Consider the following 20,358-nt stretch of genomic DNA (forward strand, 5'->3'; position numbering starts at 1 on the left):
CTTGCAGGCCTGACGGCGAGCAACCTGAGCACCGACAACATTGCCAACCTGACGCAGCAGCAGGTCGCAGCTCTGTCGACGACGCAGTTGGCCGCGATGACCACGACGCAGCTCGCTGCACTGACCTCTTCGCAGGTAGCGGGCCTGACCAACGCCCAGCTTGGGGCACTGAGCAGCGACAAACTGAACGTCTTCTCCTCAAGCGAGATTGCGGCACTGAGCACCAAGGCACTTGCCGGTCTGACGACGACAGCTCTTGCTGGTCTTTCCAGCGACGTTGCCGTGGGCCTGTCGAAGGCGCAGGTCGCCTCGATGTCTTCGGCGCAGCTGGGCGCTCTCTCGTCCAACGCTCTGGCCACGCTCTCCAGCGATGAGGTCAAGGCCATCAGCACCAAGGCCCTTGCAGGCCTGACGGCAAGCAACCTGAGCACCGACAACATTGCCAACCTGACGCAGCAGCAGGTCGCAGCGCTCTCGACGACGCAGTTGGCCGCGATGACCACGACGCAGCTCGCTGCACTGACCTCTTCGCAGGTAGCAGGCCTGACCAACGCCCAGCTTGGGGCACTGAGCAGCGACAAACTGAACGTCTTCTCCTCCAGCGAGATTGCGGCACTGAGCACCAAGGCACTTGCCGGTCTGACGACGACAGCTCTTGCTGGTCTTTCCAGCGACGTTGCCGTGGGTCTGTCGAAGGCGCAGGTCGCCTCGATGTCTTCGGCGCAGCTGGGCGCTCTGTCGTCCAACGCTCTGGCCACGCTCTCCAGCGATGAGGTCAAGGCCATCAGCACCAAGGCCCTTGCAGGCCTGACGGCGAGCAACCTGAGCACCGACAACATTGCCAACCTGACGCAGCAGCAGGTCGCAGCGCTCTCGACGACGCAGTTGGCCGCGATGACCACGACGCAGCTCGCCGCACTGACCTCCTCGCAGGTAACGGGTCTGACCAACGCCCAGCTTGGGGCACTGAGCAGCGACAAACTGAACGTCTTCTCCTCAAGCGAGATTGCGGCACTGAGCACCAAGGCACTTGCCGGTCTGACGACGACAGCTCTTGCTGGTCTTTCCAGCGACGTTGCCGTGGGTCTGTCGAAGGCGCAGATCGCCTCGATGTCTTCGGCGCAGCTGGGCGCTCTGTCGTCCAACGCTCTGGCCACGCTCTCCAGCGATGAGGTCAAGGCCATCAGCACCAAGGCCCTTGCAGGCCTGACGGCAAGCAACCTGAGCACCGACAACATTGCCAACCTGACCCAGCAGCAGGTCGCAGCGCTCTCGACGACGCAGTTGGCCGCGATGACTACGACGCAGCTCGCCGCACTGACCTCTTCGCAGGTAGCGGGTCTGACCAACGCCCAGCTTGGGGCACTGAGCAGCGACAAACTGAACGTCTTCTCCTCAAGCGAGATTGCGGCACTGAGCACCAAGGCGCTTGCCGGTCTGACGACAACAGCTCTTGCTGGTCTTTCCAGCGACGTTGCCGTGGGTCTGTCGAAGGCGCAGGTCGCCTCCATGTCTTCGGCGCAGCTGGGCGCTCTCTCGTCCAACGCTCTGGCGACCTTCACGAGCGATGAGATCAAGGCTATCAGCACCAAGGCCCTTGCAGGCCTGACGGCGAGCAACCTGAGCACCGACAACATCGCCAACCTGACCCAGCAGCAGGTCGCAGCGCTCTCGACGACGCAGTTGGCCGCGATGACCACGACTCAGATTGAGGCGTTGACATCCGAGCAGGTTGGAGGTCTCAGCTCCGCCCAGCTTACCACGCTGAGCAGCACCGAACTCGCACTCTTCACGACAAGTGAGATCAAGGCGCTGAGCAACAAGGCTCTTGCAGGTCTGTCCACGACAGCGCTTGCTGGAATGGGTAGCACCCAAGCCTTCGCACTAACCTCGCAGCAGCTCAGTGCGATGACCAACTCCCAGGTCGAAGCGGTGCTCAAGGCCTACCAGGCCAACTAAAGGTAGAGCGCTCAAGCACACGACGCGGCTGAAACTAGCCGCGTCGTAAAATTTTTAAAGCATGCCGTGCGAAAATGCCGAGATGTGTGCGATCACTATATGTGTTTATATACGGACTTAAGGCGTATAGGCTGACCTCAAATGACAGCCAGATGCTGTGGTCGCGACGCGCTTCAGAGAATGTTCGGTTTTCACATGGCAAAAATATCAGTCATCATCCCAGCTTATAACATGGCCAGCCTTATCGGCGAGACACTCGATAGTGTACTGCGCAATGAGACTGACATGGACATTGTCGTGGTCGACGACGCCTCTTCCGATGACACCTGTGCCGTCGTCGAAGAATACATCTCGCGACACCCCAATATCAGGCTGATGCGCAGCGAAACCAACACTGGCCCCGGAGTTGCCCGCAACAGGGCGCTTGCGACGATAAACAGCGAATACTGCCTGTGTCACGACGCCGATGATCTTCTGCATGCCGGTGCGCTTGACCTCGTGCTGCCGTTGATGGATGAGACGAAAATTGACGTCACATCGTTCAAATACAGTCTCATGAGGACTGTTGACGGGCCCCTCGACGAGATGTCGCCCCTCGACAAGACGGTCTGGGACATGGCGCTCGGCGAGCGTGAGGCAGATATAATCGATCTCGATTCAGCTGCGCAGTTCCTGATGACGATCAATTACCCATGGAACAAGATACTGCGCACGTCTTTCATTCGCAGGACGGGCTGGTCGTTTTCTTCAGCCCGGATCAATGAGGACATTCTTCCTCATTGGGCTGCTTACATGAACGCAGGACGGTTTCTCGCGATCAACCGCAGCCTTAGCACCCATCGCCTTGTTCCTGGACGTGAACAGCACACCAGCACATTCGACGAGCGGCGCCTTGAGCTGTTCGCGGCGCTAAGGGATACGGAGAAGCTATTTATGGCCAACCCTCTCTTTCGCGCCAAGTACTACCCGATCTTCATTGTCTTCAAAGCGGGCTTGGTGGAGTGGGCGCATCAACGCATACAGCCAGACCTTCAAGGCCTGTTCCGTGAATATGCCGCGCGTTCTTATGAACACTTTACCGACGAGGACTTCGACAACGTCTATCAAATCAATCCGTCTATTGCGCTTTCAAGTTATAGGTTGAAGCATAGCGGTCGATAGTAGAGACGTCGGCGCCGCAAAGAAACGGATACAAAAACACATCCAGCCACAGGCAAGTTATCTCGGATAACTAAGGATAGCCTTTAGTCGGCAATTCCAAGTTCTTTCCGCCTTGTCGCAGGATGCCATGACCGCCACCCACGTTTCGCATTCGAACAACGTCACTCCCTCCGCTCTCGACCTTGCGCGCAATCAACAACTTAGCTTCATGGATTTGCTGAGTGTCGCCGAGGCGCTCAATGATGGCGGTCAGAAGGTTGTGGCGGCTGAGCTCTACAAGACCTGGGTCGCCTTCAACGATAGAAATCCCGCCATCCATTTGGCTTATTTCAATTATGCAGTCGCGCTCAACCAAATTGGGGATCGCGCAGGGGCAATCCAAGCCTTTCGAGCCTGCATCAAGGCAAATCCAGATTTTGCTCCCGGCTATATCAACCTTGGCCGTGTGCTCGAAGATGCCGGCTTGATGAACAAGGCTGTGGAGCAATGGCGTCAGTATGCCGAGGCGACGAAGGGTGTTGACGCTGACGCGGTGAGCCATCGGCATATGGCGTTGCAGAATATGGGTCGGGTGCTAGAAGTTGCTGATCGGCTTGAGGAAGCAGAAAGCACATTGCTGCAGGCTTTTGAACTCAGACCGGAGATACCGGAGCCTGGCCAGCATTGGGTGTCACTGCGGCAGCGACAGTGCAAGTGGCCTGTTCTTGCACCCTCCGGCCACGTTCTCCCGCGCAAGATGCTCGATGCCATGTCTTCGCTGACGCTGAGCTGTTATTCCGACGACCCGATGTTCCAGCTCGCAAAGGCGTATAGGTACAACAAGACGTTGGTCGGTCAGCCTGATTTGAGCCGCTTCCCACGCAGAAAGCCGAAACAAAAGTCCGGTACTGGCCAACGGTTGCGCGTCGGTTACGTGTCGTCTGATCTTCGCGATCACGCCGTTGGGTTTGCCCTCTGCGAGGTTCTGGAACTGCATGACAAGACCAGTGTCGAAGTCTTTGCCTATTACTGTGGTCATGTTCGCGCTCCCGACAGCACACAGGCACGGATGAGGGCCGCGATAGATACCTGGCGCGATATCCAAGATCTTGACGACGCAGCGGCGGCATCGCTGATCATTTCCGACGAGATCGATATTCTGATCGACGTCAATGGCTACACCAAAGACGCTCGGGCAAAGATTTTCGCCTATCGTCCGGCACCTGTGATCGTCAGCTTCTGCGGTTATCCAGGGTCGATGGGAAGCCCGTTCCACCAATACCTGATCTCCGACGGGTACATGATCCCTCCGGAGAACGAGATCTACTATTCCGAGAAGGTGCTGCGCGTTGCTTGCGACCAGCCGCTTGATCGCAACCGTCCGATCGCCGCACGCCCGAGCCGCGCAGATGTGGGCCTGCCGGAGGATGCGTTTGTCTATGCCAGCTTCAATGGCATGCAGAAGATCACCGAGAGTTGCTTTGCCCGGTGGATGACGATCCTGTCTGAGACGCCCGGCAGCCTGTTGTGGCTTCTGGCGGGGGACGAGGGGGTCAATCAACGTCTGCGAGTGCTTGCAGAGCAAAGCGGCGTGTCGGCCGATCGGCTGGTCTTTGCGCCGAAGGTGCCGAACCCATATCATATAGCTCGCATCGGCGTGGCCGATCTCTTTCTCGACACCTTCCCATATGGCGCACATTCAACAGCCTCGGACGCCATTACCTCCGGGCTTCCGGTTCTCACCATGCCTGGCAAAACCTTCGCCGCCCGTTTCTGCGCCAGCATCGTGAGTGCGGCTGGCGTGCCGGAAATGATTTGTTCCTCCCCGGAAGACTACGTTGCGCGCGCCATTGGATTCGAGCGCGACCGCGAGAGCCTGCGTGCCGTTCGCGAGTCGATCGCAAGACAGCGCGAGACCAGCGTCTTGCGCGACATCCCAGCTTTGGCGCGACGTCTTGAGGAACTCTTCTGGCAGATGCAGGACGAGTGCGAGCGCGGCGAGACGCCTGTTCCGGATCTCACCAACCTTGATCTCTATTATGAGCTGGGTGCGGACATCGTTCTTGAGAACATTGAATACGAGGATCAGCATAGCTATCGCAATCGCTACGTGAAGAAGCTTGCGCAGCTGCACGATTATTCACCTATCCCGTTCGATCGCCGTTTCTGGCAAAAGCCAGGGAACTGAGCGCAGGCTGGAGACGGGTAACCTTCGTAACACACCCCGGTATCGAGGGAGTGTCAGATCAAGCCGAGTTTAATGGCAAGGTGCTGAAGCCGCGCTTCCATTCCCAACATCCGAACAAAGGCCGCAGGACTCCTCCCGCGGCTTTTTCCAATTCCCGGAAGAGCTTAAAGCATGCCGCGCAAAAGGGTGAAGCGACCTTGCGATACCGACATGCGATAGGCTTTAGCCTGCGAAGCCGACGCCCACCTCTTTCTGGCCTAAAGCGTGAAATACCGTCTTGATGATGCCGGCACGGTCGAGGCCCGCTTCGGCATACATTGTCTCCGGCTTTGCCTGCTCGACCCACTGATCGGGCAGGGTGAGCGTGCGCACCTTGATGTCTGTGTCGAGAAGACCAGATGCTGCCATGAAGTGCAGCACCTGAGCGCCAAAGCCGCCGGATGAGCCCTCTTCGATGGTGACGAGAACCTCGTGGTGGCTCGCCAACTGGCGGATAAGATCAAGATCGAGCGGCTTGGCGAAGCGCGCGTCGGCGACCGTCGTCGAAAGCCCTGCTGCGTCGAGATCCTCCGCAGCTGCCAGACATTCGGCGAGACGCGTGCCGAAGGAGAGGAGCGCAATCTTCGAGCCTTCCTTGACCAGGCGACCCTTGCCGATTTCGAGGATTTCACCACGGGCGGGCATGTCGATCCCCACACCTTCTCCACGCGGATAGCGGAAGGAGATCGGACCCTCGTCATAGGCGGCGGCGGTGCGCACCATGTGTTTCAACTCCGCCTCGTCGGAAGCGGCCATCACCACCATGCCGGGGAGGGTGGCAAGGAACGTGGTGTCGAAGGAGCCGGCATGCGTTGGGCCGTCCGCACCAACGAAGCCCGCGCGGTCGATCGGAAAGCGGACAGGCAAGCCTTGCAATGCCACATCATGCACCAGCTGGTCGTAACCGCGCTGCAGGAAGGTGGAGTAGAGCGCGCAGAACGGCCTGTAGCCTTCGGCAGCAAGTCCCGCTGCGAAGGTTACGGCATGCTGCTCGGCAATGCCGACATCGAAGGTGCGCTTGGGAAAGAGTTCTGCGAGCTTATCGAGGCCCGTGCCGTTCGGCATGGCAGCGGTGACGCCGACGATCTTGTCATCGAGCTTTGCTTCCTGAACCAGTGCCTCGGCAAAGACGGATGTATAGCTCGGCGCGTTCGGCTTTGCCTTCGCCTGCGTGCCGGTGATGACGTCGAACTTGTTGACGCCGTGGTATTTGTCGGCGGCGGCTTCGGCAGGCGCGTAGCCCTTGCCCTTCTGCGTCACGACATGGATCAGCACCGGGCCCTTCTGATTGTCGCGCACATTGCGCAGGACGGGGAGAAGGTGGTCGAAGGAATGGCCGTCGATCGGACCGATATGATAGAAACCAAGCTCCTCGAACAGCGTGCCGCCGGTCACATAGCCGCGTGCGTGCGTCACGGCACGGGTAATGGCGCGGTCGATGGTCTTGCCGAGATAGGCGGTCAGCTTCTTGCCGAAATCGCGGAAACCCATATAGGTCCGGCCTGATGCCAGACGTGCGAGATAGGCGCTCATGGCGCCCGTCGGCGGCGCAATCGACATGTCGTTGTCGTTAAGGATGACGATCAGTCGCGCATCCAGCGCACCGGCATTGTTCAGCGCTTCGAAAGCCATGCCGGCCGACATCGAGCCATCGCCGATGATCGCAATCACCTTGCGGTCGCTTCCATCGAGTTCTGCGGCAACAGCCATGCCAAGGCCAGCGGAAATCGAGGTTGAGGAGTGGCCGGCGCCGAAATCGTCATACTCGCTTTCGGCACGGCGGGTGAAGCCAGAAAGGCCGCCTTCCTGGCGCAGAGTGCGAATGCGATCGCGACGACCGGTCAGGATCTTGTGCGGATAGCACTGGTGTCCGACATCGAAGATCAACCGGTCGTCAGGTGTGTTGAACACCTTGTGAATGGCGATCGTCAGTTCCACCACACCCAAGCCAGCACCCAGATGTCCGCCCGTCTTGGAAACGGCATCGATCATCTCGTCGCGCAGTTCTCTTGCGAGTTGCGGGAGGTCGCGATCCTCTATCGCTTTGAGATCGGATGGGAATTTCACCCGGTCAAGCAATGGTGTGTCTGGCATTCCGGTCAAAGTGTTTGGCCTTCGCGTTTTTTCAAATGCACCCTTTAGATGGGGGAGGGCGCAGCCTTCGGCAAGCATTTCTTCTGTCTACAGCATCGGCCCGAAAATCGAAATCGATTTTCGGAAAAGCACGGTGCGTAGATCCAAACAGTTAAAACGTCCTTTGTGCGCCCGAGGGGACGCACGGCCCTCTAGCGAACTTCAACCTTTGGGCAAAGGGACAAACTCCTCTTCGTCCCCCGGTACGATATCGAAACGTCCGGTTCTCCACTCTTCCTTGGCCTGTTCTATGCGTTCTTTTGATGACGAGACGAAATTCCACCAGATATAACGCCGTGAATTCAACGCTGCGCCGCCGAAAAGCATGATGTGACAACCATCGACACCGCCCTTTAAGGTTATGTCGTCGCCAGCGCGAAAGGCCAGCAATTGGTCCGCGGCAAACACGTCACCGGCGACTTCCAGCGAGCCGGACAGAATATAGATAGCCCGTTCCTCGTGATCGGCAGGAAAGGGAAACTTTGCGCCTGCTGCCAGCGAAAGATCGACGTAGAGCGTGTCAGTGAGGGTCTTTACCGGAGAGCGTAGGCGAGCAAAGTCACCGATAACCACGCGACCGGTTGCCCCAGCAATATCGATCATTGGCATCGCATCGCGTTCGGTGTGGGCGAAGTCTGGAGCAATTTCTTCCTTGTCGTTCGGAAGGGCAAGCCAAGTTTGCAGGCCGGACATGGAAAAAGGATTGCCGCGCAGATTTTCCGGCGTGCGTTCCGAATGAACGATACCGCGACCTGCCGTCATCAGGTTGATGTCGCCGGGTCGAACGACGATTTCAGTCCCAAGGCTATCGCGATGCTTGATCTCGCCATCGAACAGATAAGTAACGGTGGAGAGCCCGATATGCGGATGCGGCTTTACATCCAGCGCTTCCCCCGCCTTGAGGATCGCCGGCCCCATCCTGTCAAAGAAGATGAACGGGCCAACGAGACGGCGATCTCGCGTCGGCAAGGCGCGCCTCACAGAAAAGCCGCCAATGTCGCTTGAACGGGGGACGATCAGGTTCTCGATTGCATCACATGCGAATGCATCGCCGACGGCGGGATCATTGCCTGGGAAAAAAGACATGGGTTGGTCCTCTACCGTGGTTGCTGCGCAGGGTACCACGATTTTGGATGGCGCGTGAGCATTCTCTTATGGAGGCAGCGTTACTAGAGCAGCGGCCAGTCGTAGGAGGGAATCCTGCGGGCAAGGTGCGCGACGCGCGAGCCTTATTCGCCGTCTAGTGGCTCCACGCCCTGCGGCTTACCGGCGCGGTCGAGGCGGATCTTCTCGATGCGCTTTTCAGCGGTGGTCAGCAGTGCTTCACAGTGCTTCTTCAGGGCTTCGCCGCGCTCATAGATGGCAATGGATTCGTCCAATGCGACATCGCCGCGTTCCAGGCGGGCAACAATGCTTTCCAGCTCGGCGACGGCCTTTTCGAAAGAATAACCGCTGACATCGGCTGTGTTCGCATTTTCCGTCATCTTCAACCCTTCATCATTCTCAAAATATGCATGGCCGCCGATTCCGCCAGCCCTTCCAGATCATAACCGCCTTCCAGCAGACTGACGACCCGGTTGCCGGCATATTTATCCGCCATCTCCAGAATTCGCCCCGTCGCCCAGTCGAAATCCTCACCGACGAGATTGATGTGGGCAAGCGGATCGCGGTGATGCGCGTCAAATCCAGCGGAGATGATGATCAGGTCCGGCGAGAAATCGGCTATCGCCGGCAGAACCCGGGACTTAAAGGCCTCGCGGAAATGGTCGCTGCCCGTATTGGGGGAGAGCGGCGCATTGACCACGTTGTTCTTTACGCCCGTCTCGTTCTTGTTGCCGCTCCAGGGATAAAGCGGCATCTGGTGCGTGGAACAGAAAAGTACCGAGGTGTCATCCCAGAAAATATCCTGCGTGCCGTTGCCGTGGTGCACATCCCAATCGACTATGGCCACACGTTCGGCACCATGCACCTTCTGCGCATGACGAGCGGCGATCGCAGCATTGTTGAAGAGACAGAAGCCCATCGCCTTTTCGGTTTCTGCATGGTGACCAGGCGGGCGGCTTGCGACGAAAACATTGTCGGCCTCGCCCTTGAACACGTCATCCACGGCAGCCATCGCCGCGCCAATACCGGTGAGAGCCGCTTGCAGGCTTTTCGGCGAGGCGTAAGTATCGGCTTCGATACGATTGATTTCGCCTTCTTCTTCGGGGATCTGGCGCATCACTGAAAGAAGATGGCTTTCAGGATGAGCAAGAAGCACCGCATCTTCATTGGCCTGCGGTGCTTGCTTGCGAACCAGCCGCTCGAAATTCGGATGTTCGAGCGCGATATTGAGCGAGCGCAGCCGGTCCGGTCGCTCCGGATGCCCCTCAGGGGTGATGTGTTCCAGGAAGATCGGATGCTCGTAAAGCCGTGTGGCCATGGTCAGCTTACTCCTGAAACGCGTGGAAGTTCGAGTTAGGCCCGCTGCGGCAGCAGTGGATAGCCCGCCATTACGGCACGGCCGGCAAGTGCTGCCAAGACGGCTTTGAGGAGGTCGCCCGGGATGAAGGCCATGGAGCCGAAAAAGGCTTTGCTGAAACCGATGCCGGTCGCAAAAGCGAGATAGGTGATGCCGAACGCGTAAAGAACAATCACGCCACCGGCAACGCTGGCGAGGAAGAAGCCGATGCCTTGGGTCAGTGCCGGCTGGCTTGCCTTCACGAGACGCTCGGACAGAGTACCGGTTACGAAGGCTGCGGCGATCCAGCCGATCAGATATCCCGTCGTCGGCGTGGTGAAAATCGACAGGCCACCTCTGCCGCCAGAAAGCACTGGCAAGCCGATCGCTGCAATCAGGATCGTCAACAGTACGGCAAGCGTGCCGCGCTTGGCTCCAAGCACCACGCCCGCCAGCATGACACCCAGCGACTGTGCCGTGATCGGAACCGGAATGAAGCCGAGCGTGATAGGCGGCAACAGGCCAAGCGCGATGATGATGGCCGAAAACAGTGAGATCAGAACCAGGTCACGGGTCTTCATGGGGTGTCTCCCTTTTGTCTGAGTGAGGTTTGACCTCTGAAGCCGCGCGCGTCAATGGCATCCGCAATTGCGTCCGCATCCTTCAACGTCATAATGATGAGTGGGACGAGAATGCTATTCAGCTTCACACGGCTGCCGCGTGCCCTGTGCGCATCGCTCAACGTGTGATATCGGCTGACGATCTCAGGGACGAAGCGGACCACAAGACCAACCGCAAGGCCTACATCGGCTGCCTTTGCGAGACCAAGCTTTTCAAGCGGCTGGAGCGCGGTTGTGATCTCGTCCATGAATTGCGCGATGCTGACGCTTGCGGTCACCGCTGTTGCCAGCAATGTCAGAGCGCTTAGCCGCAAAAGCGTGATTGTGGCATCCAACACAGGGATCAGCAGAAAGCTGAAAACGGCGATGAGAGCGATGGTGAGAAAGACCGGGCGAAGGCGGGAAAGCGTGTCGCGCAGCCCGAGATGTGCCTGCCAGAGAATAAGCGCCGCCACGACAACCGCAAGAGCCAAGACGATGGGGTCGCGTGTGAGAAACAGGGCCGCGCTAAAACCGGCGAGGCCCAATAATTTTACGCGTGGCGAAAGCCTGTAGAGCCAGCCTGTTCCTTCGCCGTAAAGGCTTCTCATGAAAGCGCGATCTCCCGGTATCGGTCAATCACATCGCCCGGTTTGCCCTCCAACGTCAGCATGCCTTGGTGAAAGAGCAAAACACGGTCGAACGTCTCAAGCAGCGGCAGATCGTGTGTGATGACCACTACATCCTGCTTCAGCCCCAGAACGGTCTTCTCGACGACCGCGCGGTTCTTCAGATCAAGCTGGTTCGTCGGTTCGTCCAGAATCAGAATTTTTGGGCCAGTGATGGACAGCGCCGCAAGCGCTGCGAGCTGCAACTCGCCGCCCGACAATTCATGCGCACGGCGGCCAGAGAGATGGGCGATACCGAAGCGCTGCAAAACCTCCTCCACCGCCTCATCGACATCGCTCTTGCCGAGGCCACGATTCCTCAACCCGAAGGCGATGTCGTCACGGACGATCGGCATGATGATCTGGTTTTGCGGGTTCTGGAAAACGAAGCCCACTTGTTTAAGGACAGCATCGGCATCCTTCACCGTATCAAGACCGTTGACGACGACCCTGCCGGTGCTGGGCTTGGTGAGACCATTGATCAATCGCGCAAACGTGGTCTTGCCCGAGCCATTGAGGCCGATAACGCCGACGCGTCGTTCCGACAGCGAAAGGTCGAGCGGCGCAAGCGCTGTCCGCCCCTCGAAGGTTACACCCGCATTCCGGAACCGAATGTCCACGCCGTTTCCCTTATCGTCCGTTGCGCTTCTATAAACACAAACTCGGCTTGATTAAATCAAGAACAAAAAAAGAACGTTGATTTCGCCAAACGGGAATCTTAGACTTCAGAACATGGCGATTCTGGTTTCAAATGAAGCAGCACGACGCATCTTCCTGGCGCGGCAAGGTCTTTCGGCACCGCCAAACAAGGCCATGTCGAAGGAAGGGCTGCTCGAGCTCATCACGACCCTTGGCTTCGTGCAGGTAGATAGCATTGCTACTGTTGAACGCGCCCATCACCAGATCATCTTCTCCAGAAATCAGACGTATAAGCGCGAGCATCTGACAACGCTGCTGGAAGAAGACCGCACACTTTTCGAGCACTGGACGCATGATGCGTCGATCCTGCCGACGGCCTTCTACCCCTACTGGAAACACCGTTTCCGCCGCCGCGAGCCAATCATGCAGGAGCGGTGGCGCAAATGGCATGGAGAAGGGTTCGATTCCGCCTTTGACGACACCTATCGGCACATTGCGGAAAACGGCTCGGTGATGTCGCGCGATATGAAGGCGCAAGATCATCAATCCGGGGGCTGGTGGAACTGGCATCCGTCCAAAACCGCACTGGAATATATGTGGCACACGGGAAGGCTTGCCATTTCCGGTCGCTTGAATTTCCAGAAGATCTACGATCTTTCAGAGCGCGTTATCCTCAAGGAGCATTACGACCGTGAGGTGAGCCAAGAGGCGTTCATCGACTGGGCCTGCCGTCAGGCGCTGTTGCGGCTTGGTTTTGCGACATCGGGGGAGATCTCGGCCTTCTTCGATCTTGTGACGCCGAATGAGGCGAAGAACTGGGTGACGTCCCATCGGGATGAACTGGTGGAGGTCTCGCTGGTTTCGGCCAATGGCGCAAAGGACCGCGCGTCTTACGCCTTCGCCAGCTTTGTCGAGGAGATGGACGCGCAGGCAGCAATCCAGCCGCCGCAGCGGATCCGGGTTCTCAGCCCCTTCGATCCGCTCTTGCGCGACCGTGCCCGCACGGAGCGCCTCTTCGGATTCTTCTATCGTATCGAAGTCTTCGTGCCGGAACCGAAGCGCCAATATGGCTATTATGTTTTTCCGCTTCTCGAAGGCGATCGCATGATTGGACGCATCGATATGAAGGCCGAGCGCAGGAACGGCTCCCTCGACGTCAGGAGACTCTGGCTCGAAAAGGGCGTGCGAGCATCGTCCGGCAGGCTGGAGAAGCTGGATGCCGAGCTCAATCGGTTGGCAAAGTTCACCGGTGTGGAGAGCGTGCGTTACCTCGACGGCTGGCTTGAAAACGCATAGTTAAGATCGGGATATATCGCTCTTGGCTTACAACACAGGCCCGAAAATCGGAATCGAATTTCGCAAAGCACGTTGGGCAGATCGAAGAAGATAGAGCGACCTATGTGCGTCCGACTGGACGCACGGCGCTCTGGGTGAGTATCAGCAAAGATCAGTCGAGCTGATCTGGATGCCGAAGCCTTCAAGGCCGACATAGTGGCGCTCGCGTGTCGTCAGAAGCTTGATGGAGCTGATGCCGAGTTCCTTGAGAATCTGAGCGCCAAGGCCGATCTCCAGCCACTCTTCCTCGCGTGAACGTGCCTGCTCATGAGCTTCGTCGGCATCTCGCGACTTGCGCCGGCCTTCAACCTTGCCGACACCGACGGAGCCTTCGCGCAAATAGACGATGACGCCGCGGCCTTCTTCTGCAATCTTCTGCATGTAATGGCGCACTGGCTGCTTGCTGCCGAAAATGTCGTCGGCCACGTTCTCTGGATGCAGCCGCACCGGAATATCGACGCCATCGCGGATATCGCCAAAGATCACCGCCATATGCTGCATCGGGTCCCAAGGAAGGGAGTAGGTCTGCGCCTTGGCCGGACCGAACGGCGTTTCGATCGTGAATTCGCTCTCCATCTCGACCAGTGTTTCCTTGCGCTGGCGGTAGGCGATCAGATCGGCAACCGACACCTGCTTCAGGCGGTGGATTTGCGCAAAGCTCGAAACTTGTGGTCCGCGCATGACGCTGCCGTCGTCGTTGACGAGTTCGCATATGCAGCCGATCGGCGGCAGACCGGCAAGCTTGCAGAGATCGACGGCGGCCTCCGTGTGGCCGGAGCGCATCAGAACGCCGCCCTCACGTGATACCAGTGGAAAGATGTGGCCGGGGCGGGTGAAATCCGCAGGGCCAGCATTTGGATTGGCGAGATTGCGCACTGTCAGCGTGCGGTCGTCAGCCGAGATACCGGTGCTCGTACCGTGCTTGAAATCGACGGAGACGGTGAAGGCTGTCGTATGGGCGCTATCGTTCTCCGCTACCATTGCGTTGAGGTTCAGCCGTTTGGCCTCCTCGCGCGGCATGGGGGCGCAAACGATGCCGGACGTGTGGCGCACGATGAAGGCCATCTTCTCAGCCGTACAATGCACGGCAGCGACGATCAAATCGCCTTCGTTCTCTCGGCCGTCATCATCCATGACCACCACGATCTCGCCAGCTTCGAAGGCGCGGATGGCTTCAACGACGCGTTTCTGATCGTATGCCATGCTGTTTCTCCCCTTGTTATTTCAGTCGTCCGCTCTGGCCGCGGTCGCGCAGATAATGGTCTGCTACAGTGCAAGCGACCATGGCTTCGCCGATTGGTACGGCGCGGATACCGACGCAAGGATCGTGGCGACCCTTGGTGCGGACATCGACATTGTTGCCGTCCGCATCGATAGACTGACGTTCGGTCAGGATCGATGAGGTGGGTTTGATGGCAAAGCGGGCGACGACTGGCTGCCCCGTCGCGATGCCACCCAGAATACCGCCTGCGTGGTTCGACAGGAAGATCGGCTGGCCCTCATTGCCCATGCGCATCTCGTCGGCGTTTTCTTCACCGGAGAGTTCTGCCGAGGCAAAGCCATCGCCGATTTCGACGCCCTTGACGGCGTTGATCGACATCAGATTGGAGGCGATATCCTGATCGAGCTTGGCATAGATTGGCGCACCGATGCCTGCCGGAACGCCCTCGGCGACCACTTCCACCACTGCACCAATGGAGGACCCCGCCTTGCGGATGGCATCGAGATACTCTTCCCACACCGGCACCATCTCAGGGTCCGGACAGAAGAACGGGTTCTTGTTCACCTGATCCCAGCTCCAGTTGTTGCGGTTGATCTTGTGTTTTCCGATCTGAACCAGTGCTGCGCGAACGGTCATTCCGGGCACGACCTTGCGAGCCAATGCACCGGCTGCCACGCGCGCGGCGGTCTCTCTAGCAGAAGAACGTCCGCCACCGCGATAGTCACGAATGCCGTATTTCAGATCATAGGTGAAGTCGGCGTGGCCCGGACGGTAGCGCTTGGCAATTTCGCCGTAATCCTTGGAGCGCTGGTCGGTGTTTTCGATCAGCATGGACACCGGCGTGCCCGTGGTGATCATGGTCTCGCCGTCCTCATCCAGCATCACGCCGGAAAGAACCTTAACGATATCGTCTTCGCGCCGCTGGGTGACGAAGCGGCTCTGGCCGGGCTTTCGCTTATCCATCCAGGCCTGCACTTCCGCAATTGTAAAGCGAATGCCGGGAGGGCAGCCATCCACCACGCAGCCGAGCGCCGGACCATGGCTTTCGCCCCAGGTGGAAACGCGGAAGAGATGACCGAACGTGTTATGCGACATGACGATAGAACCAGACCAGGCGGCGTTTCCCGTAGAGGGCCGCGATATTTACAAAAAATGCGCGGTCTTTCCTTAGTGGAAAATACCCGGAAGGCAAAAGCCTTTCTTCGACCGGGATGAGCCCGCGCATATCAGGACACGCGACGCATTTCCTGCTGCCTGGCAAAGGTTGAAAACTCATGTGCTGGCAAAGGCGCGGCGAAGGCAAAGCCTTGAAGGATGTCGCAGCCCATATCTTTCAGCATCGCAGCGTGCTCCATGGTTTCCACGCCTTCAGCCACGGTTTCAACACCGAGCGAACGGGCAATGTCGATGATGGAGCGAACCAGCGCGCGCTCCTGCGGTGAGTTGAGGATCGGCATCACCAACTGGCGGTCGATCTTCAGACGCTTCGGTTTGAGGCGCAGCAAGCTAATAAGCGACGTATGCCCCGTGCCGAAGTCGTCTATCTCGATATCGATGCCAAGGGCTTTGACCTTGTCGAGATTCTGAACGACCTGTTCGTCGCTGTCATCGAGGAAGATGGACTCCACCAGCTCGAACACCACTTCGCCAGGCACGATATAAAGCTGCTGCAGGCTTTCGAGCAGATGCGCATCATGCAAACGGCGCACCGAAACGTTGACCGAAACGCGTGGAATCTCCAAGCCCTTCAGTCTCCACAGGCGCCGGTCCTGAAGAGCAGACTGCAATGTCAGCCGGTCGAGCGCCTGCACGACATCCAACTCTTCAGCAATGTCCAGGAATTTGTCAGGTGTCAAAATTCCTCGGGTTGGGTGGCGCCAACGAACGAGCGCTTCCATACCTGCAATCTCCCCGGTTCTGGCGCAAAGTTGCGGTTGATACCAGGTTTCGAATTCACCCTGTTCCAGCCCCGCCAGGATCTCATCCGCCGTGCGCTTATGATTGACGATCTCGGCCTGGAGGTTTTGCGTGAAGAATTCATATCGGTTCCGACCCATCGCCTTTGCGCGGTAGAGGGCGAGGTCGGCATTGATAAGGATCTTGCGCGCGTCATTCTCGTGCGCCTCGCCAAAGGCGATGCCGATCGAGACGCCGCAGCGGCAGGTGAAACCTTGAAAATCGAATGGATGCTGGAACGCCGCTATGATGTTGGACGCGATCGATGTGACCACGTGTAAATCATTCACCTGAGGAATGAGAATGACAAACTCGTCGCCGCCAATGCGGGCGATGAGGCCGGCATCACCAACATTGAGGCTGAGGATCTCGGCGGCTCTGGCAAGCGTGGCGTCGCCCGCTGCATGGCCCAGCGTGTCGTTGATCTGTTTGAAACGGTCAAGATCGAGATGGAGGATGGCAAAACGCGCCCGCCCACCGGTAAAAGGCGACGACGTGAGATAATCAAGCTCCTGATCCAGCTTTCGCCGGTTTGCGAGCCCGGTCAGTGGATCGTGCAGCGCGTTATGCTCGATGCGTGATTTGGCCTCGATCAGCTCGCCATTGCGTGCCTCCGCCTCTTCCTTCGCCGCCTTCAACTCCTCGGCGAGACGCACATCCGCTGTAATATCGAAAGCAATGCCAGTGACCTTGCGCTGGCCATCCCGGTCGATGTGGATGCTGCCGACAGAGCGAACATAGCGCACGTCCCCATCTTGAAGCAGAACGCGCTGAATACTGGAGAATGGCTCATTGTTGGCGGCGGAGCGATCGGCGTCGGAAGCGGCTTTCTCCCGGTCATCGGGGTGAAGACAGTTCAGCCATACTGCGCGATCGGTATAGCCCGTCGTGTATTCCAGCCCATAGAGCTGGTGCATCCGCCGGTCCCAGTAAGCGCTGTTGGTTGTGAGATTGGCTTCCCAAATGCCGCAATTATAGGACTGAAGCGCGAAGTCGAGCCGTCGCGACAGCTCCATGAGATCGTGCTCGCGGGAGGAGAGTTCCTGAAGCGCAAGCTCAAGCTCTGCATTTTTTACGTGGCTGCTATAGACGGAGTGCTTGAGTGTTTCCGCCACCTGCATATCCGACGTCACATCCCAGATGATGCCGCTCGTGTGCCGTGCGCCATCCGCGGTGCCGTAGTTTGCACCGGCTGCCCGCAGATAGCGCGTTTCGCCGGAGCGCAGTCGCACACGGTAGGCCTCGGAATGGGTCTCTTCACCCTGCAGGCAAAGCGCCAGGAAGTCCGTAACCTTGCTTCGGTCTTCCGGCACAATCGCTTCGAGCCAGCGTGCGAGCGAAAATTCGTTCTCGGTCGTCGCGTAGCCGTGCAATCCTGCTGCACGACCATCGAGGTAGCATCCGTTGTCGCCGTTCAGTTCCCATAGCCCGATATTGGATGAGTCCATCGCGAGCTTGAAGCGTTGGGAGAGTTCGAGAAGCTTGCTTTCTCGAATGTGGATCATCGTCAGATTGTGGTTGCGTTCGGCAACCAGCAGCAGAATGACGGTTAGCGGCAACGCGATCCAGAAGGAGGCTGCATCGATGAAGTAAATGAGCGCCAGAGACACTCCTGCCGAAGCACCGAACAGCATCTTTTTCCGTTTGCTCTTCTCGCGGACACTGCGTGAAAATGTCGATGCTGATGCCACGTCAGACAGTCCTCAGTCCAAGCTTAGAAAACGATGTACGACGAGCACCCTAAAAGATAATCTAAAATAAATAGTATAGCGAAGGCCATCGTAGGGTGAGAGGAGCGTGGCAAAGCAAAAAAAGTCTAACCAATTGATATTGGTTAATAACCATTCACTAATTATACCGAAATTGACATTGTTACGGGCAAATTCCGCCACATTCGGGAGAGAAATCTTGTTGCATGAAAAATTCGTAATGAGCCTGAAGGAGGCTAGAACCATGCGCTTGATGATCGCCGCACTTTTAGCCACCGCCAGCCTGTTTGCACCCCTAAATGGCTTTGCCCAGAGCGTCGATGTCGAGTCGACCATCAGCAAGGTTGACGTGAAGGGTCTGAACATCACGCTCGCCGACGGCAAGAATTACAAGGTGCCGGAGGAATTCAATTTCGAGGGTCTTCAGCCCGGCGTGAAGGTTCTGGTGTTCTACACCGAAGTCGATGGCAAGCGCGTCGTGGACGATCTTGAGGTCGTGCAGTAAACGGACTGCAACGCTTAGATTTGCTCAAGTTGATACGGTAACTGTACTCAGCGTGTGGATAGGTTGGCAGACCAAACCGCCCGATGACGTTGTTTTAAGCGTTTCTAAAGCATGTCGCGCAAAAGTGTGCAGCGGTTTTGCGGGTAAGGAGCGTATCTGAAGGATCGCGACACGCTTGAGACATCCAGCGCGAAGGACAGAAAGTTAGCTCTAAACTGTCTCTTTGACGTCGACCCATTCGGCCAAATTCTTGTCGGTCTCAACCTTCAAAATCTTGTCCTGCGGAATGGGGATTTCTGCCGCTTCGTCCTTATCCATCTGAGAAACCAGCCGGAAAATGCTTCGGATCACGCCGCCATGGCAGACGCAGACGGTCTTGCGCTCAACGGAAGAAAGCCAGGCGCCGATGCGCCAGGAGAGGATTTCGTAGCTTTCGGCGTTCTGACCTGGCGGAATGAAATCCCATTTCGCTGCCTTGCGTGCCCTGACGCGATCCGGGAAGGAAAGCTTGAGTTCGGGCAGGGTGTAGCCCTCCCAGTCACCGAAAGACACTTCGACGAGACGCTCGTCAGTCCGGTAAGCGGTGGGGTCAAGCCCCATCGCGCCACGCACGAGCTCCATCGTCTCGCGTGTGCGACCCAAGGGGCTTGCGACGTAATCGAATTCTGGGGCTGTCGGGCCGAGGATGGTGGAGAGGGTCTTGCCGTTGCCAACCGCCTGCGCACGGCCGAAGTCATTAAGCGGGATGTCCTTTTGGCCCTGAAGCCTTCTGATCGCGTTCCAGTCTGTCTGTCCGTGGCGGATAACATAGACCAGCACTGCACACCCCTGCCTGTTTAACTCTGTCCCTTAAAGACGTGACGGCGCCGCACGTCAAAAATGAGGCGGCGCCGATCACTATTATTACTGAGCCGCGTTAGTCTTTTACGACGGAGATATCCGGCGCATCCACAGCCTTCATGCCGATGGTGTGATAGCCCGAATCCACGTGATGCACTTCGCCGGTCACGCCGGTGGACAGATCGGACAGCAGATAGAGCGCCGACTTGCCGACTTCCTCGATGGATACGGTACGCTTGAGTGGAGCGTTATACTCGTTCCACTTCAAAATGTAACGGAAATCACCGATACCGGCGGCGGCAAGCGTCTTGATCGGACCGGCAGAGACGGCGTTGACGCGAATGCCACGAGTGCCGAGATCGACCGCCAGATAACGTACGCTGGCTTCCAGCGCCGCCTTGGCAACGCCCATGACGTTGTAGTTCGGCATGACCTTTTCTGCACCATAATAGGTCAGCGTCACCACCGAGCCACCATCATTCATGATCGGCTCGGCGCGCTTTGCAACGGCTGTCAGAGAATAGACGGAAATATCCATCGTTCGGTTGAAGTTGTCGCGGCTCGTGTCCAGGTAGCGACCCGTCAACTCATCCTTGTCGGAGAACGCGATGGCGTGCACGACGAAGTCGATCTTGCCCCAATGCGCTTCCAGATTGGAGAACACGGTATCGATCGTTTCGAGATCGGTAACATCGCAGTGGCCAGCCATGAAGGCGCCAAGTTCCTGGGCCAGAGGTTCGACACGCTTCTTCAGTGCGTCACCCTGCCAGGTGAAGGCAAGTTCGGCACCCGCATCGGCGCACGCCTTGGCAATGCCCCAGGCAATCGAACGATTGTTTGCGACGCCCATGATGAGACCGCGCTTGCCAGCCATCAGGCCGGATGTCTGAGCCATGTGATGCTCCCTCATATTCCAGATTGATCCTGCCTATGGCATAGGCAGAACCACTGTTCAAGAAGGCCTCAGATCATCTCATGTAAGGGAG

At 57.8% G+C, this 20,358-nt stretch carries 17 protein-coding genes; 5 read left to right on the top strand and 12 right to left on the bottom strand.

Translation table 11 applies throughout. The annotated features are described in order from the left end of the window. The 3 genes from WKI41_RS11710 to WKI41_RS11720 form a co-directional block, all read left to right on the top strand. The coding region (locus tag WKI41_RS11710) for an ice nucleation-like protein (RefSeq protein WP_340193683.1) at positions 1 to 1,959 on the top strand (1,959 nt) is incomplete at its 5' end. Positions 1,960 to 2,139: 180 nt separating this feature from the next. After that, positions 2,140 to 3,120 carry a glycosyltransferase gene (locus WKI41_RS11715; protein ID WP_340193685.1) on the top strand — a complete coding sequence of 327 codons (981 nt, stop codon included), beginning with the start codon at positions 2,140 to 2,142 and terminating at the stop codon, positions 3,118 to 3,120. A 127-nt stretch (positions 3,121 to 3,247) separates the two neighbouring features. Further along, a complete protein-coding gene (locus WKI41_RS11720; RefSeq protein ID WP_340193686.1) occupies positions 3,248 to 5,287 on the top strand; it encodes a glycosyl transferase in 2,040 nt (679 codons plus the stop codon). Positions 5,288 to 5,509: 222 nt separating this feature from the next. Here WKI41_RS11720 and dxs read toward each other — a convergent pair whose 3' ends face one another. The 7 genes from dxs to WKI41_RS11755 form a co-directional block, all read right to left on the bottom strand. After that, positions 5,510 to 7,429: a 1-deoxy-D-xylulose-5-phosphate synthase gene (gene dxs, locus WKI41_RS11725; RefSeq protein ID WP_340193687.1), complete on the bottom strand. Its 1,920-nt coding sequence runs from the start codon at positions 7,427 to 7,429 to the stop codon at positions 5,510 to 5,512. Between the two features lie 192 nt (positions 7,430 to 7,621). Beyond that, positions 7,622 to 8,545: a pirin family protein gene (locus tag WKI41_RS11730; protein WP_340193688.1), complete on the bottom strand. Its 924-nt coding sequence runs from the start codon at positions 8,543 to 8,545 to the stop codon at positions 7,622 to 7,624. 143 nt (positions 8,546 to 8,688) lie between these two features. Next, positions 8,689 to 8,943 (bottom strand): exodeoxyribonuclease VII small subunit, encoded by a 255-nt coding sequence (locus WKI41_RS11735; protein WP_037171757.1) that lies wholly within the window; start codon positions 8,941 to 8,943, stop codon positions 8,689 to 8,691. A gap of 2 nt (positions 8,944 to 8,945) precedes the next feature. Further along, a complete protein-coding gene (locus WKI41_RS11740; RefSeq protein WP_340193693.1) occupies positions 8,946 to 9,881 on the bottom strand; it encodes a histone deacetylase family protein in 936 nt (311 codons plus the stop codon). Positions 9,882 to 9,916: 35 nt separating this feature from the next. Continuing rightward, positions 9,917 to 10,480 (bottom strand): biotin transporter BioY, encoded by a 564-nt coding sequence (locus WKI41_RS11745; RefSeq protein ID WP_340193695.1) that lies wholly within the window; start codon positions 10,478 to 10,480, stop codon positions 9,917 to 9,919. After that, a complete protein-coding gene (locus WKI41_RS11750; protein ID WP_340193696.1) occupies positions 10,477 to 11,109 on the bottom strand; it encodes a CbiQ family ECF transporter T component in 633 nt (210 codons plus the stop codon). Before WKI41_RS11750 ends, WKI41_RS11745 begins: the two co-directional genes overlap by 4 nt. Next, a complete protein-coding gene (locus WKI41_RS11755; protein ID WP_340193697.1) occupies positions 11,106 to 11,786 on the bottom strand; it encodes an energy-coupling factor ABC transporter ATP-binding protein in 681 nt (226 codons plus the stop codon). The genes WKI41_RS11750 and WKI41_RS11755 overlap by 4 nt, the downstream gene beginning before the upstream one ends. A 112-nt stretch (positions 11,787 to 11,898) precedes the next feature. On the opposite strand from WKI41_RS11755, the gene WKI41_RS11760 reads away from it, so the two are divergent. After that, complete coding sequence (locus tag WKI41_RS11760) at positions 11,899 to 13,101, top strand: winged helix-turn-helix domain-containing protein (RefSeq protein ID WP_340193698.1); 1,203 nt, start codon at positions 11,899 to 11,901, stop codon at positions 13,099 to 13,101. 141 nt (positions 13,102 to 13,242) lie between these two features. Here the strand turns inward: WKI41_RS11760 and ribB are convergent, their stop codons facing one another. From ribB to WKI41_RS11775, 3 genes are all read right to left on the bottom strand, one after another. Then, entirely contained in the window at positions 13,243 to 14,343 is a 1,101-nt protein-coding gene (ribB, locus tag WKI41_RS11765) for a 3,4-dihydroxy-2-butanone-4-phosphate synthase (protein ID WP_340193699.1), read from the bottom strand. Between the two features lie 16 nt (positions 14,344 to 14,359). Next, positions 14,360 to 15,457 carry a chorismate synthase gene (aroC, locus tag WKI41_RS11770; protein ID WP_340193700.1) on the bottom strand — a complete coding sequence of 366 codons (1,098 nt, stop codon included), beginning with the start codon at positions 15,455 to 15,457 and terminating at the stop codon, positions 14,360 to 14,362. Between the two features lie 131 nt (positions 15,458 to 15,588). Beyond that, positions 15,589 to 18,009, bottom strand: coding sequence for a putative bifunctional diguanylate cyclase/phosphodiesterase (locus WKI41_RS11775; protein WP_340193702.1), 2,421 nt, complete (start codon positions 18,007 to 18,009; stop codon positions 15,589 to 15,591). Positions 18,010 to 18,271: 262 nt separating this feature from the next. Here WKI41_RS11775 and WKI41_RS11780 point away from each other — a divergent pair, with 262 nt between their 5' ends. After that, complete coding sequence (locus WKI41_RS11780) at positions 18,272 to 18,532, top strand: DUF1344 domain-containing protein (protein ID WP_340193703.1); 261 nt, start codon at positions 18,272 to 18,274, stop codon at positions 18,530 to 18,532. 210 nt (positions 18,533 to 18,742) lie between these two features. On the opposite strand, the gene WKI41_RS11785 is transcribed toward WKI41_RS11780, so the two are convergent. Together WKI41_RS11785 and fabI are read right to left on the bottom strand one after the other, a co-directional pair. Next, entirely contained in the window at positions 18,743 to 19,351 is a 609-nt protein-coding gene (locus WKI41_RS11785) for a histidine phosphatase family protein (RefSeq protein WP_340193704.1), read from the bottom strand. Between the two features lie 97 nt (positions 19,352 to 19,448). Beyond that, complete coding sequence (gene fabI, locus WKI41_RS11790; RefSeq protein ID WP_340193706.1) at positions 19,449 to 20,267, bottom strand: enoyl-ACP reductase FabI; 819 nt, start codon at positions 20,265 to 20,267, stop codon at positions 19,449 to 19,451. Positions 20,268 to 20,358: the final 91 nt, after the last annotated feature.

The organism is Agrobacterium larrymoorei, assembly GCF_037722385.1.
GTDB classification, from domain to species: Bacteria; Pseudomonadota; Alphaproteobacteria; order Rhizobiales; family Rhizobiaceae; genus Agrobacterium; species Agrobacterium larrymoorei_C.